The 13,547-nt window shown below is 68.2% G+C and carries 14 protein-coding genes; 8 read left to right on the top strand and 6 right to left on the bottom strand.

Features of this window, described 5'->3' with window-relative positions:
• Window positions 1–63 precede the first annotated feature (63 nt).
• From ACFTSF_RS13245 to ACFTSF_RS13235, 3 genes are read right to left on the bottom strand one after another with little or no spacing between them, the layout of a single operon-like run.
• Entirely contained in the window at window positions 64–1,008 is a 945-nt protein-coding gene (locus tag ACFTSF_RS13245) for an NADH-quinone oxidoreductase subunit C (RefSeq protein ID WP_380154063.1), read from the bottom strand.
• Window positions 1,005–1,565: an NADH-quinone oxidoreductase subunit B family protein gene (locus ACFTSF_RS13240; RefSeq protein ID WP_344144299.1), complete on the bottom strand. Its 561-nt coding sequence runs from the start codon at window positions 1,563–1,565 to the stop codon at window positions 1,005–1,007. Before ACFTSF_RS13240 ends, ACFTSF_RS13245 begins: the two co-directional genes overlap by 4 nt.
• 4 nt (window positions 1,566–1,569) lie before the next feature.
• Window positions 1,570–2,448, bottom strand: a complete 879-nt coding sequence (locus ACFTSF_RS13235) for an alpha/beta fold hydrolase (RefSeq protein WP_380154062.1) — start codon at window positions 2,446–2,448, stop codon at window positions 1,570–1,572.
• A gap of 64 nt (window positions 2,449–2,512) precedes the next feature.
• Between ACFTSF_RS13235 and ACFTSF_RS13230 the strand changes: the two genes are divergently transcribed.
• The 6 genes from ACFTSF_RS13230 to ACFTSF_RS13205 all read left to right on the top strand — a co-directional run bounded on the left by ACFTSF_RS13230 (window position 2,513) and on the right by ACFTSF_RS13205 (window position 8,354).
• Complete coding sequence (locus ACFTSF_RS13230; protein WP_380154061.1) at window positions 2,513–3,961, top strand: purine-cytosine permease family protein; 1,449 nt, start codon at window positions 2,513–2,515, stop codon at window positions 3,959–3,961.
• Window positions 3,961–4,653: a GntR family transcriptional regulator gene (locus tag ACFTSF_RS13225; protein WP_380154060.1), complete on the top strand. Its 693-nt coding sequence runs from the start codon at window positions 3,961–3,963 to the stop codon at window positions 4,651–4,653. The genes ACFTSF_RS13230 and ACFTSF_RS13225 overlap by 1 nt, the downstream gene beginning before the upstream one ends.
• Before the next feature lie 59 nt (window positions 4,654–4,712).
• Complete coding sequence (locus ACFTSF_RS13220) at window positions 4,713–4,871, top strand: hypothetical protein (protein WP_344144287.1); 159 nt, start codon at window positions 4,713–4,715, stop codon at window positions 4,869–4,871.
• A 153-nt stretch (window positions 4,872–5,024) separates the two neighbouring features.
• On the top strand, window positions 5,025–5,153 hold the full coding sequence (locus ACFTSF_RS13215; protein ID WP_380154059.1) for a hypothetical protein: 129 nt from the start codon (window positions 5,025–5,027) through the stop codon (window positions 5,151–5,153).
• A gap of 13 nt (window positions 5,154–5,166) precedes the next feature.
• Window positions 5,167–5,322: a hypothetical protein gene (locus ACFTSF_RS13210; protein WP_344144284.1), complete on the top strand. Its 156-nt coding sequence runs from the start codon at window positions 5,167–5,169 to the stop codon at window positions 5,320–5,322.
• Window positions 5,323–5,435: 113 nt separating this feature from the next.
• The gene (locus ACFTSF_RS13205; protein ID WP_380154058.1) at window positions 5,436–8,354 is read left to right on the top strand and encodes an AAA family ATPase; all 2,919 of its coding nucleotides are present in this window, start codon (window positions 5,436–5,438) and stop codon (window positions 8,352–8,354) included.
• A gap of 194 nt (window positions 8,355–8,548) precedes the next feature.
• Here the strand turns inward: ACFTSF_RS13205 and ACFTSF_RS13200 are convergent, their stop codons facing one another.
• The 3 genes from ACFTSF_RS13200 to ACFTSF_RS13190 all read right to left on the bottom strand — a co-directional run bounded on the left by ACFTSF_RS13200 (window position 8,549) and on the right by ACFTSF_RS13190 (window position 10,205).
• Window positions 8,549–8,755, bottom strand: coding sequence for a hypothetical protein (locus tag ACFTSF_RS13200; RefSeq protein WP_380154057.1), 207 nt, complete (start codon window positions 8,753–8,755; stop codon window positions 8,549–8,551).
• Between the two features lie 243 nt (window positions 8,756–8,998).
• Entirely contained in the window at window positions 8,999–9,355 is a 357-nt protein-coding gene (locus ACFTSF_RS13195; RefSeq protein WP_344144278.1) for an NADH-quinone oxidoreductase subunit A, read from the bottom strand.
• Window positions 9,356–9,365: 10 nt separating this feature from the next.
• A complete protein-coding gene (locus tag ACFTSF_RS13190) occupies window positions 9,366–10,205 on the bottom strand; it encodes a hypothetical protein (protein WP_380154056.1) in 840 nt (279 codons plus the stop codon).
• 239 nt (window positions 10,206–10,444) lie between these two features.
• Here ACFTSF_RS13190 and ACFTSF_RS13185 point away from each other — a divergent pair, with 239 nt between their 5' ends.
• Together ACFTSF_RS13185 and ACFTSF_RS13180 are read left to right on the top strand one after the other, a co-directional pair.
• Window positions 10,445–12,439, top strand: coding sequence for a 2-oxoacid:acceptor oxidoreductase subunit alpha (locus tag ACFTSF_RS13185; RefSeq protein WP_380154055.1), 1,995 nt, complete (start codon window positions 10,445–10,447; stop codon window positions 12,437–12,439).
• Window positions 12,436–13,515: a 2-oxoacid:ferredoxin oxidoreductase subunit beta gene (locus ACFTSF_RS13180; RefSeq protein WP_380154054.1), complete on the top strand. Its 1,080-nt coding sequence runs from the start codon at window positions 12,436–12,438 to the stop codon at window positions 13,513–13,515. Before ACFTSF_RS13185 ends, ACFTSF_RS13180 begins: the two co-directional genes overlap by 4 nt.
• The last annotated feature ends 32 nt before the right edge of the window (window positions 13,516–13,547 follow it).

Raw genomic sequence — 13,547 nt, 5'->3', positions numbered from 1 at the left:
TGGGGTCACATCCGTCGGCGGGAAGGCATCTGCAGGCGCAGGCGTATCCGCGGGCGACGCGTCCTACGCGGGCGGAACCGCGTCCCCAGGCGAAGCACCATCCGCATCCGCGTCCGAAGCGTTCTCCGCATCCGACACCGCGTCCACGGGTGGGGTGACGGCAGTCGGCGGAACCGCGTTCACGGGTGGGGTGACATCCGTCGGCGGAGCCGGGTTTGCGGGTGGGGTGACAGCCGGGGGCGGGACGGCATCTGCAGGCGTATCCGCGGGTGGGACGTCGGTCGCGGGCGACACCGCGTTTGCGGGTGGGGTGGGTTCTGCTGATTTGCGGGTTCGGCGGTCTGCGGCGGCTCGGCGGGGGCGGGCGGGGGTGGCGGCGGCTCGGGCGGGGGCTAGGGGGTCTGGGTCGGGGGTGCCGGGTGGGCGGGGGCCCCAGGAGTCGGGGTCGGGTACGCCGGGTGGGAGGGTGCGGCGGCGGGAGGGGGCGCCGGGGGTGGGGGCGTGGTCGGATTCGCCGGGTTCTTTGGCGCCGGGCCAGGGTTTGGCTACTCGGGCGGCGAGGATGAATTCTTTGCGGAGGGGGTTGCCTTCGAAGCCGTCGGGGAGGAGGAGGGGGACCAGGTTCGGGTGGCCGTCGAAGGTTATGCCGAACATCTCGTGGGTCTCGCGCTCGTGCCAGTTCGCGCCGGCGTACAGGTCGGAGAGGGTGGGGAGGCGCGGGTTGTCGCGTGGGATGAGGGTGCGGACCAGGACGTGGTCTACGTGTGCGCCGCCCCAGAAGTCGGCTAAGTGCGTGACGATGCGGAAGCCGTCGGTGAGTTCGTCGGAGGCGGACAGGAAGTCGAAGAAGGTGAAGCCGACTCCGTCCCGCAGCACCTCGTGCGCGGCGACCCAGGCGGCGGCCGGTACGTCGATGGTCGTGGGACCGAAGCTGTCTGCGGCGACCGCTTCGATGCCGGCGGTGGTGAGGGCGTTCAGGGCGTCGCTGACACCAGCGCCGGTGCTCATTGCGGCGGCACCAGGTCGCGGGTGAGCGCGGCGGCGGACGGTTCGTCGTACCGGTCGGTGAGTTTCTCGCCGGCGATTTTCTCCTGGAGTTTAAGGATGCCTTGTAGGAGTGCCTCGGGGCGCGGCGGGCAGCCGGGGACGTAGACGTCGACCGGGATGATCTGGTCTACGCCTTTGGTGACGCAGTAGGAGTCCCAGTAGGGGCCGCCGGAGTTGGAGCAGGAGCCGAACGAGATGACGTACTTCGGCTCCGGCATCTGGTCGTAGAGGCGCTTGATGGCCGGCGCCATCTTGTCGGTGACCGTGCCGGAGACGACCATCAGGTCGGCTTGCCGTGGTCCGGGGGCGAACGGGATGACGCCGAGCCGGATGAAGTCGTGCCGTCCCATCGACGCCGCGATGAACTCGATCGCGCAGCAGGCCAGGCCGAAGTTGAACACCCACAGGGAGTACTTCCGGCCCCAGTTCAGCAGGTACCGGACCGGGGTGGGCGCGAGCTTGGCGAGCGCACCCACGGCCGGGCGCACGGCCGGCAGCGGCAGGTCGGTCTGGGACATGGGGTCAGCCTAGTCCGGCGATCTCCTCGGCGAGGATTTCCGGGTACTCCAGCGGCGCGTAGTGTCCGACGCCGTCGACGGTCCGCAGCCGGACGTCGCTGAAGAAGTCGTCGAGCCGGTCCGACCAGGCACGCGGGAACAGGGGGTCGAACTCGGGCCACAGTACGACGGTTGGCACGTTGATCCGGTCGTACGACGCGGGTGCCGTCTCGGCTGCGGACATCGCGACCGCGCCGGAGCCGCCGCGGTACCAGTTCAGCGAGGCGGTGAACGCGCCTGGGACCGAGTACACCTCGACGAGGTGGTCGATCTCCGGTACGAATCCCGGGCCGGACCAGTGCTGCCAGAAGTGGTTCAGGTACGACCGGACGGCCTCGGGCTTGCCGTCGATCAGTTCCTCGATCAGCGGTAGGCGGTGGAACGACTGGTACCAGAACTCGCGCTGAGCCTGCTCGGAGAACACCCGCTTCCCAATCCCCGGCAACGGCGGCGCGATAACCAGTCCGTCGATCAACTCGGGGTGCGTGCGCGCAATCGCCTGCGCGACCCGACTGCCGACGTCGTACCCGGCGAGCACCGGACGATCCAGCCCGAGCTCCTCGATCAACCCGATCACACTCCGAGCCTGCCCAGCCGCACCGTACTGAGTGGGGTCGACAGCAGCAGGTGAGTCCAACCGCGTGGGATCGATACCGGCGACGTACGAGCCGCCGAAGCCGCGAAGGTCCGGTACGACGACCTCGAAGCCGCGGTCGGTCAGGAGTGGGGTTAGTAGGCGGTAGTCGGTTCGGTCGCCGGGCCAGCCGTGGAGGAGGACCACTGCTGGGCCTTCGCCGGATCGGTCGTAGTCGAGCTCGAATCCGTCCACCGCTGCGCTTCGCATGCGGCCCATTGTCGACTACCTTGATTGAACAGGACTGAACAGGTTCATTCCGGCTGGAGGCAACGTGTCTGAGCAGGTGGAGTCCCGCAGCTTTGGCGTGGAGAGCAACGGGCTGAACGTGATTGCGGACGCGGACCGGAAGGGGCGGCCGGGTCAGCTGTTCTGGCCGTGGTTCGGGGCCAACGTTTCGGTGCTTGGGCTTAGTTACGGGGCGTTCGCGCTGGGGTTCGGGATCTCGTTCTGGCAGGCGGTGGTGGCCGGGGCGGTCGGGATCGTGTTTTCGTTCCTGCTGTGTGGGCTGATCTCGTTGGCGGGCAAGCGGGGTTCGGCGCCGACGATGGTGTTGAGCCGGGCGGCCTTCGGGGTGCGGGGCAACAAACTGCCGTCGCTGGTGTCGTGGCTGCTGACGGTCGGGTGGGAGACCGTGCTGACCATCCTCGCCACGCTCGCCACGGCGACTGTGTTCGAGCGGCTCGGTTGGGGCGGCGGCACGGTGACGAAGGTGGTCGCGCTGCTCGTTGTCGGCGTACTGATCGTCGTCTGCGGTGTTCTCGGCTTCGACTTGATCATGCGAGCGCAAACGATCATCACCGTGGTCACCGGCGTCCTGACCGTGGTCTACATCGCCCTGGTTGCGGACAAGATTCACTGGAGCGCCGTCTCCGCACTGCCCAGCGGCTCGACGCAGCAGGTGATCGGGGCGCTCGTGTTCCTGATGACCGGCTTCGGACTCGGCTGGGTGAACGCGGCCGCCGACTACTCGCGCTACCTGCCGCGCAGCTCGTCGAGCAAAAGCGTGGTCGGCTGGACGACGTTCGGTGGTTCGGTCGCGCCGCTCGTGCTGCTCTTCTTCGGTCTCCTGCTGGCCGGTTCCTCCGAAGACCTCAGCAAGGCGATCAGCGCCGACCCGATCGGCGCGCTGGCCGCAGCACTGCCGACGTGGTTCCTGGTCCCGTTCGTGATCGTCGCCGTACTCGGTCTGGTCGGCGGCGCCGTGCTCGACATCTACTCGTCCGGCCTTGCGCTGCTGTCGATCGGCCTCCCAGCCCCGCGCTGGGCCGCCGCGCTGATCGACGGAGTGGTGATGATCGCCGGCACCATCTACGTGGTGTTCTTCGGCGACGAATTCCTCGGTGAGTTCCAAGGCTTCCTGATCACGCTCGGCGTCCCGATCGCGGCCTGGTGCGGCATCATGCTGGCCGATCTCTCGACCCGGCGCCGCGACTACGCCGAGCGTGATCTCTACGACCCGATCGGCCGGTACGGCGACATCCGCTGGCTGCCCGTGCTCACCATGCTCGTTGCCACCGGCATCGGTTGGGGCCTGGTCACGAACACTCTCGCCTCCTGGCTGACCTGGCAGGGCTATCTACTCAGCCCGTTCGGCCTCGGCGCCAAGGACGGCGACTGGGCCTACGCCAACCTCGGCGTCCTGGTCGCCCTCGCCCTCGGCTTCCTGGTCCAGCTCCTCGCAGGCGCCCGCTCCGTCCGCCGCCAGGAGGCCGTCGCTTAATGCCGGAGGGCCTCAAGCACGAGCGCGTCGCAGCCGTGCTCGCCCGGGAGATCAAAGCCGGGCTGGTACGGCGTGGCGCCCGCCTGCCCGGTGAGGTCGAGCTGGCGCGCCGGTTCGGGGTCAGCCGGAACACGGTCCGCGCGGCACTGTCGGAGCTGACCGAGGAAGGCCTGATCAGCACCCGCACCGGCAAAGGCTCGTTCGTGGTGTTCGACGGCCGCCCTCTCGACGGCCGCCTCGGCTGGACCCACTCCCCCGCGGACCGAGACCTCGACGTCGAGCTCCGCACCATCCGCATCGCCCACGAACACACCGCCCACCGATCAGACCGCACCGAGAAACTCATTGTGATCGAGCGGTTGCAGCTCACCGGCAACAAACCGATCGCCTGGGAGCGCAGCTGGATCCCAGCGCTGGACAACCTGCGCGAGCTGCCGAAACGCGGCCTGGTGAGTGACTCGATCGCCCTCACCCTGACCCGCGCCGGACTGCACCCGGACCACTGCCAGCAGCGGCTCCGCGGCCGTGCGCTCGACACTGCCGAGGCGAAGCTGCTCAAGCGTCGTACCGGCTCCTGGTTCCTGCACACCGAGCGGACGAGCTGGACCGCGGACGACCGCTTCGCCGAGTACGCAGAGTGCTTGCTCGACCCCTCTTACTTCGAGCTCAGCCTGGACTACGGAACCTCCTGAGCGCGGCATAGGGAGTTGTGCCAATGCGGCCCTCCCCCTCAGACGAGCACTGTCTGGGCATGTCCTTCTACACACCAGAATCGGTCCGGGCAGAGACCCGGTACCGCCAGGAGAAGCTGCGGCGCTCCTACCAGCGCCCGCTCTGGTTCCAGCGCAAGCCGAAGACGCAGCGGCCCGAGCCCTGCGCCCCCGAACTCCGCGCCCACCCCGTCATGTGAACACCCCTCCAGGCACCTCCTAGGTGCCGGTCCGGACTCCCTAGGACCCCCTAGGGAGCCGGGATAGGGAGGAGTTCCGATGTGCGGAGCTACCTCAGAAGAACAGAGTTACTGATGTCGGCAGGACGCCGGCACCACACCAAGGAGAACCCCATGTACACGAACGCATCGGTCAAGGCCGAGGTCGACTACCGCCGTGAGCGCCTCGCCCGTGACTTCCGGCAGCACCGTCACACCGGAGCCCGCCGGACCCTGACCCACCTGTTCGGCCGGAAAGCCTGAGGGGAGGTACACCATGTTCATCACACCGCAGACGATCAAGGCAGAGACTGCCTACCGCCAGGAGCGCACCAAGCGTGAGTTCCGCAAGCTGAGCCTCCGGCACCGCCCGGAGCAGGCCGCCAAGCCCGCTCCGCGGCACGCCCGCCGGTCCTTCACCAAAGCCGCATGAGCGCGCAGACCGCCGTCCCTGACCCGATAGTCCAGGTCAGGGACGGCGTTTTTGTTGCCGGAGGCGCTCTCCGGACGGGATGCCGTCGATTTGTGTCGGTGCCAGGGGCGAAGATGGACTCCGTGCCCTGGACCTCGACACCCCTCGTCGGCCGCTCGACCGAGATGGCTGCCCTCCTCAGTGCCGTTGACGACGCCAAAACGCGTCGCGCCGGCGCAGTTCTGCTGTCCGGTGACGCGGGCGTCGGCAAGACCCGCCTGCTGGACGAGGTGGCGACCGGCGCTCACGAGCGCGGTTTCGGCGTCCTGGTCGGGCACTGCACCGACTTCGGTGACGCCGGCCTGCCGTACCTGCCGTTCTCGGAGATCTTCGGCCGGCTGGCCGGTGACCGGCCGGATCTGGTCGAAAGCGTGCTCAAGAACTTCCCGGCGATCGGCCGGCTGCTGCCCACCCACCGCCTGATCGGCGCCCAGCCGGTGCCGCAGGACGGCCCGCTGGATCGCGCCGCGCTGTTCGACGCGGTCCTCGGCGCCTTCACCGCGTTGTCGACCAGCGAGCCGCTGCTGGTGATCGTCGAGGACGCGCACTGGGCCGACGACTCCACCCGGGACCTGATCGGTTTCCTGATCACCCGGCTGACCGCGCAGCGCCTCACGCTCGTGGTCTCGTACCGCAGCGACGACCTGCACCGGCGGCACCCGCTCCGTCGCCCGATCGCCGAGTGGTCGCGCAACCCGCGTGTCCGCCGGGTCAACCTGCTGCCGCTGGACGCCACCGAGTCGCGCTCACTGCTCGATTCCCTGCTCACCGAGCCGCTCCCGGAGAGCGACGTACGGCGGATCCTCGACCGCGCCGGCGGGAATGCGTTCTTCACCGAGGAACTGGTCGCCGCATCGTCGATGGGCGACAGCGCCGCCGTACCGCCTGATCTCGCTGATCTGCTGCTGGTTCGGCTCGATCCGCTGTCCGACGAGGCTCGTCAGGTCGCGCGGGTGATCGCGGTGGCCGGCCGCCGCGTTCCGCACACGCTGCTGACCACGGTCGCCGGGTTACCCGACAACCAGCTCGACCTCGCACTGCGCGAGCTCATCGACGCGCACATCATCGACGTACCGGGCAATGCCAGCTACTACTTCCGGCACGCGCTGCTGGCCGAGGCCGTGTACGACGATCTGCTGCCGGGCGAGCGTGTTCGCCAGCACGCGGCGTATGTGCAGGCGCTGAAGGATCAGACCGTCGCTGGTACGGCGGCTGAGCTGGCCGGCCATGCCACGCGCTCGCATGATCTGGCGACTGCGTTCGAGGCGCGGGTCCGGGCCGGTCAGGAGGCGATCTCGGTCGCTGCGCCGCAGGAGGCGCTCAAGCACTACGAGATGGCGCTGGAGCTGTTCCCGAACGCAGCCGAGGACAACACGATCGACAAGACCTGGCTGATCGCCGACACCGCGATGGCGGCCACGCTGTCGTCGCAGCACCTGCGTGCGCTCAAGCTGCTCCGCAAGGCGCTCGTGGAGCTGCCGGCGGACGCACCGAAGGTCCAGCGCGCCCAACTGCTGCTTCCGCTGGCTGACATCGCGCTGGTCATCGACCAGGACCAGGAGGCGAACGAAGCGGCCACCCAGGCGCTCAAGCTGGTCGCCGACGAGCCGTCCACCGTGTTCAAGGCCCAGGTCGCCACGCTGTACGCACGGGTGTCGGCCGGTCTGGGTCGGTCGATGGAGGCCGAGCGCTGGGCACACAAGGCACTCGAGATCGCCCGCGAGGCCGGCGTGGAGTCTGCCGCCGGGGACGCCGGGATCACGCTGGCCCAGTTGCGCCGCCGGGCCGGTGATCCGGCGACCGCGGCGCGACAGATGGAAGAGGCTGCAGTGCGGGCCGAGCTGGCCGGTGACGCGGCGGCCGAGGTGCGCAGCCGGTTCCTGCTCGGCTCGATCCAGTACGAAGAGGGCGATCTGCAGGCGGCCAAGGCGACCTTCGCCACCACCTGCAAGCGAGCCGGCGAGCTCGGGCGACAGTGGGCGGCGTACGGGTTCGACGCGCGGCGGATGCTGGCGCTGACGCAGTTCACGCTCGGCGAGTGGGACGCGGCGACGGAGACCACCCGGGTCGACTCCGGTACGCCGGCAGCGTCGGCGGCCGCTTTGCGGGGTATCGAGTTCAACGTTCGGGGCGGGCGCGGGGACACCGCGGTGGCCGAAGAACTGGAGACGCTGCGGAAGTGGTGGGAGCTGGATCTGCTGCTGCCGATCAACGGGCTCCAGCCAGCCGTCGACGCGTACCGCCAGCTCGATCGGCCGGCCGATGCGGAGAAGCTGATCGAGGACATCACGGCGCTGTCCGAGGACGTGTACCAGACCGAGTTGTTCACCGCCCGGATCCGGTTCTCGGCCATCGGGCTGCAGGTGCTCTGCCACCGCGCGGTCGGCGAGCCGTCTGCGGCGAAGGAGCTGGTCGCCCGCGGCGCCGAGCTGGTCGCGGGTGGTCAGACGACGGCCGAGAAGGGCATGCCACCCGGTCGGTTGCTGGGTGTCGAAGGGCTCGCCTGGTTGTCGCGGCTCGAGGCCGAGTGGGAGCGGCTGCGCTGGCTGACCGGTATCGACCCGCCGTTGCCCGAGGAACATGTCGCGGTGTGGCGGCGGACGACCGAGGCCTTCGGGTACGGATACGTCCACGAGCAGGCGTGGTCACGGGCGCGGCTGTCCGACGCGCTGCGCGCGGCCGGCAAGGTCTCCGAGGCGAACGAGCAGGCGCTTCTGGCCGCGGAGACGGCGAAGGCGCTGGGCGCAAAGCCGCTACTCGATGAGCTCGGCGGGACCGAAGGGCCTGGGCTGGGCGGCGGCGCACTAACCGCGCGCGAGACCGAGGTGCTCAAGCTGCTGGCAGAAGGGCGCACTAATCGGCAGCTCGCCCGCGAGCTCTACATCAGCGAGAAGACGGTCAGCGTGCACGTGTCGAACATCCTCGGCAAGCTCGGCGTCCGCTCCCGCACCGAAGCCGCCGCAGTCGCCCGGCGCGACGGCTTGCTGGACTGAACACAATCTGTTGCCTACAACAAGCGTCTGACCCAGCACGGACGGTGGCTTCAACGAACGACTGACCTACCACCCAGAGTGCACCGCTCACGATCGGCGCTGTGCGGCCACCGATCATGAGCGGTGCTGGGCGGGACCCGGTGTGGGGACCGGGCGCTCCCGAATTCGGCGGCCGAGACCGCCTGTGGGGTGGGTCAACCGTGCTTTCGGTGCCGGCCGGATTCGTGGGCGACGCGGCGGGCCCGGTGGTCGGCGAGCTCGTCGGCGGTGGCCGGAGGTGCTGGGCGCTCGACCTGGGTGATGTCGTCGAAGACGTGCTGTGCATGCCGCATCCGGGTCACCGCGAGCAGGAGCAGGACGGCCGCGACGATGCCGATCGCCACCCAGAGTTGCCAACTCATCGCCTCACCACCCTCGCACTGTGTGGTACCCCGGCGTAATCACGATAACCGCGATTCGACCTGTTGGCGACAGCCCGGACGCAATGCGTTATGAGCATGGCGATCACGATCACAATTGTTGCCGGGCGCAATTACAAGCGGTGATCAAGCAACGGTTTGAGTGGATCGGAAAGGTGACGATCCGTCACTTCCGGAGAATCGAGACTCATCGGACTACGAATACGCAGAGTGACGAAAATCGGCTCAGGTCCAGCGCAGAACGCCCTTGCGGTATGCGTAGAGCAAACCCACTGCGACAAAGGCGAGGAAGACGAACATCTCGATCAGCGTGGCGACCCCGAGGGTCGCGAAGACAGTCGCCCACGGGAACAGGTAGACCGCGTCGACGGCGAAGATGACGTACAGGTAGGCGAACAGGTAGTACCGGATGTGGACCTGCGCCCACCCCTCGCCGACCGGGTCGACACCCGACTCGTACGTCGTCAGCTTGCCCTCGGTCGGGTACCTGACGGTCAGCGCCTTGTTCAGCGCGAACGCACCGATCAGCCCGAGCAGACCGAGGACGACGATCGCCGCGACAACGCCATAGCTCTCCGACACAGGTCGCAGCTTAGTTCGTGCAGAGCAGGTAGGAGTCGACCGAGATGTAGGGGCCGTAGCCGGACTTCACGTCGGTGGCCTGCAGGCGGAGCCGGGTGACGCCGTCGATCTTGGCGTCGAAGTTGCCCTCACTCTCCTGCAACTGCCGGACCGAGGCGATCGCCTTCGCCCGCGGGCCGTTGTGGATCGACAGCCGCGCAGTGCCGTCGGTCAGGTTGCCGAGCCAGGACTTGAAGTGCCGGCAGCCGGTCGAGTCGACCTCGCCCCAGACATAACCACCCTTGTCCGCAAGCAGGTCCGCCTCCGAACGCCGCGGTCCTTCGCTCGGCGGGATGACAGTGAACTGCGGGTTCGCCTTGCCACCCGAAGCCAGCACACCCCGCTTGAACAACCCACGCCATACATAGTGCTTGAAGGTGATCGGCTTCGAAGTCGCGGCCAGGTACGGCGCCTGGGCGTACACGTTCAGGCGGTAGTCGCGGATCGACCCGGGCTGGGTGACCTTGATCGTCACCCCGGTTCCGACCGAGAAGCCGTGGCCGATCTCCTGCCATTTCTTCGTGGTCGGGATCCATTGGTGCAGCCGGATCCGGGTGCCCTTGGCCGGGGCCGGTGTGATCGTGCCGGTCACGGTGATGACCCCAGTGGTCGCGTTGGTCGTCTTGATCCCGGTGAGCTTCACACCGCGGGTCGCCGCCGCGGCAGACGCCGGCAGTACGGCGGACGCCGTACCGTCGGATTGGTCGGCTCCGGACAGGGCCAGTGCGCCGCTGGAGGGTGCCACCGGGGCCGCGCAGGCGGTCAGAGCGAGCAGCAGACAGGTGAGCGCAACCACGGGACGACGAACCATGGAGACACCCTGCCTCTTGGTGCTACGCCTCCGCAACCGAGCGGCTGCTCAGCGTGATACCGACCAGTTTCTGGGCCGCACAGATACCGGGCTTTTAACACCCCGTCCCAGGCTGTGGACCGGCAGGGCTTCCGCGTGGTTCCGTTCTAAGGGCGAACTAATATTGGGGTTACCGCCCTGCCCTGGGGGGACCGGTTCCGCTCACAAGGCGGTCCGCCGGCCCAAGTGCCGACTTGGAGATGAACAGAACAGTGACCATCGAGGTCAAGCAGCTCGACCGCGTGGTGATCCGCTTCGCCGGCGACTCCGGCGACGGGATGCAGCTCACGGGGGACAGGTTCACAGCGGAAACGGCATCGTTCGGCAATGATCTGTCGACGTTGCCCAACTTCCCCGCCGAGATCCGGGCACCAGCCGGGACTCTGCCGGGAGTGTCGTCGTTCCAGCTCCACTTCGCCGATCACGACATCCTGACGCCGGGTGATGCGCCCGACGTCCTGATCGCGATGAACCCGGCCGCCCTCAAGGCGAACCTCAAGGATGTCCCGCGCGGCTCGACGATCATCGTCGACACCGCGGACTTCACCGCCCGGAACCTGAAGCGGATCGGGTACGACGAGAACCCGCTGGAGAGCGGTGAGCTCGAGGCGTACCACGTGGTCGCGCTGAACCTGACCGGCATGACGGTGGAGTCGGTCAAGGAGTTCGGGCTGTCCCGCAAGGACGCGTCCCGGGCCAAGAACATGTACGCGCTCGGTCTCGTCTCCTGGCTGTTCCAGCGGCCGGTCGAGTCGACGATCACGTTCCTGGAGACCAAGTTTGCGGGCAAGCCCGATATCCGCGACGCGAACATCGCGGCCTTCCGGGCGGGCTACAACTTCGGTGAGACGGCCGAGGAGTTCTCGGTCCGCTACGAGGTGAAGCCGGCCGTGATGCCGACTGGCAACTACCGCAACATCTCCGGCAACCTCGCGCTGGCATACGGCCTGGTGGCGGGTGCCCAGCGGGCGGGGCTGGCGATGGTGCTCGGCGCGTATCCGATCACCCCGGCATCCGACGTACTGCACGAGCTGTCCAAGCTCAAGCGGTTCAACGTGACGACCATTCAGGCCGAGGACGAGATCGCTGGTGTCGGCGCCGCTCTCGGTGCGTCGTTCGGTGGCGCGCTCGGCGTAACGACCTCGTCGGGGCCAGGGATTTCGCTGAAGTCCGAGACGATCGGTCTCGGCGTGATGCTCGAGCTGCCACTGGTGGTTTGCGACATCCAGCGCGCGGGCCCGTCGACCGGGATGCCGACCAAGACCGAGCAGGCGGATCTGCTGCAGGTCATGTTCGGGCGGAACGGCGAGGCGCCGCTGCCGGTGCTCGCGGCGCAGTCCCCCGCGGACTGTTTCGCGATCGCGGTCGAGGCGACCCGGATCGCGGTCACCTACCGGACACCGGTGATCGTGCTGTCCGACGGTTACCTGGCCAACGGTTCGGAGCCGTGGCAGATCCCGGCGGTCGAGTCGCTGCCGACGATCGACCCCGACTTCACGGTTGCGCCCAACGCGACCGCGGCCGACGGCAAGCCGACGTACCTGCCGTATCTGCGTGACCCGGAGACGCTGGCACGCGCCTGGGCAATTCCCGGTACGGCGGGGCTGGATCACCGGATCGGTGGTCTGGAGAAGGAGGACAAGACCGGCAACATCTCCTACGACCCGGCCAACCACGACCTGATGATCCGCACCCGGCAGGCGAAGATCGACGGGATCGACGTCCCGCCGATCGCGGTCGACGACCCGGACGGTACGGCGAAGGTGCTGGTGCTCGGCTGGGGATCGACGTACGGACCGATCGGGGCCGCCGTGCGCCGCGTGCGCCGGGTCGGCGGGAAGATCGCGCAGGCGCATCTGCGGCACCTGAACCCGTTCCCGTCGAACCTCGGCGATCTGCTGAAGTCGTACGAGAAGGTCCTGGTTCCGGAGATGAACCTCGGCCAGCTGGCGATGCTGCTGCGGGCGAAGTACCTGGTCGATGTCGTTTCCTACGCGCAGGTCCGGGGGATGCCGCTCGGCGCCGCCGAGCTGGCCGAGGTGATCGGCAACCTGGTCGAGGAGACCGAAGGTATCGACGACGACGCGCGCCACATGGGTAGCGCCGCCGCCAGCCTGACCCACGGCGAAGCGCTGCGCGCCGAGCCCAACGGCCGGTCGAACGGCCAACTGCACGAGTCGGAGGGAGCACGATGAGCACCGTCGACCTCGGTCTGCCGGGTCTGCCCGGTGGCCTGCGCGGCGTTCCGGCGGCGACCGAGCCGCAGAACCGCAAGGAGTACGTCTCCGACCAGGAGGTTCGCTGGTGCCCGGGGTGCGGCGACTACGCCGTACTGGCTGCTTTTCAGGGGTTCCTGCCGGAGCTCGGGATCAAGCGCGAGAACGTCGCGATGGTCTCCGGGATCGGTTGCTCGTCACGGTTCCCGTACTACCTGTCGACGTACGGCATGCACTCGATCCACGGGCGCGCGCCGGCGATCGCGACCGGCCTCGCGACGGCGCGGCCCGACCTGAGCGTTTGGGTGGTGACCGGTGACGGCGACGCACTGTCGATCGGTGGCAACCACCTGATCCACACGCTCCGACGGAACGTGAACCTGAAGATCCTGCTCTTCAACAACCGGATCTACGGGTTGACGAAGGGTCAGTACTCCCCCACGTCGGAGCCCGGCAAGGTGACCAAGTCGACCCCGATGGGTTCGGTCGACACCCCGTTCAACCCGGTCTCCCTTGCCTTGGGCGCCGAGGCGACCTTCGTGGCTCGCACGGTCGACTCCGACCGCAAGCACCTCACGTCGGTACTGCGCGGAGCCGCCGAACACCGCGGCACGTCGTTCGTCGAGATCTACCAGAACTGCCCGATCTTCAACGACAACGCCTTCGACGCCTTCAAGAACCCCGAAACCCGCGACGACGCGATCATCCCGCTCGTCCACGGCGAACCCATCCGTTTCGGTGTGGACGGCCACCTCGGCGTAGTCCGCGACGGCTTCGCCTCCCTGGCCGTCCGCGAGGTCGCCGACCTCCCCGGAGGCGAGTCCGACCTGGTCGTCCACGACGCCCACACCGAAGACCCCGCCTACGCCTTCGCCCTCTCCCGCCTCACCGACGCCGGCGTCCTCCACCAGGCCCCCATCGGCATCTTCCGTCAGGTAGACCGCCCCGCGTACGACGACCTCGTCCGCCAGCAAATCACCACCGCCACCGAAGCCCAAGGCCCCGGCGACCTCCAACAACTAATCACCGGCACCGACACCTGGACCGTCGACTAACCCCGTCCGCCGAACGGGCGGACCGCCCCCAC

The sequence above is a fragment of the Kribbella sp. NPDC056951 genome (assembly GCF_042674205.1).
GTDB classification, from domain to species: domain Bacteria; phylum Actinomycetota; class Actinomycetes; order Propionibacteriales; family Kribbellaceae; genus Kribbella; species Kribbella yunnanensis.
Note: the sequence above shows the minus strand (reverse complement) of the source record. Positions and strands in the feature narration are given on the sequence as shown.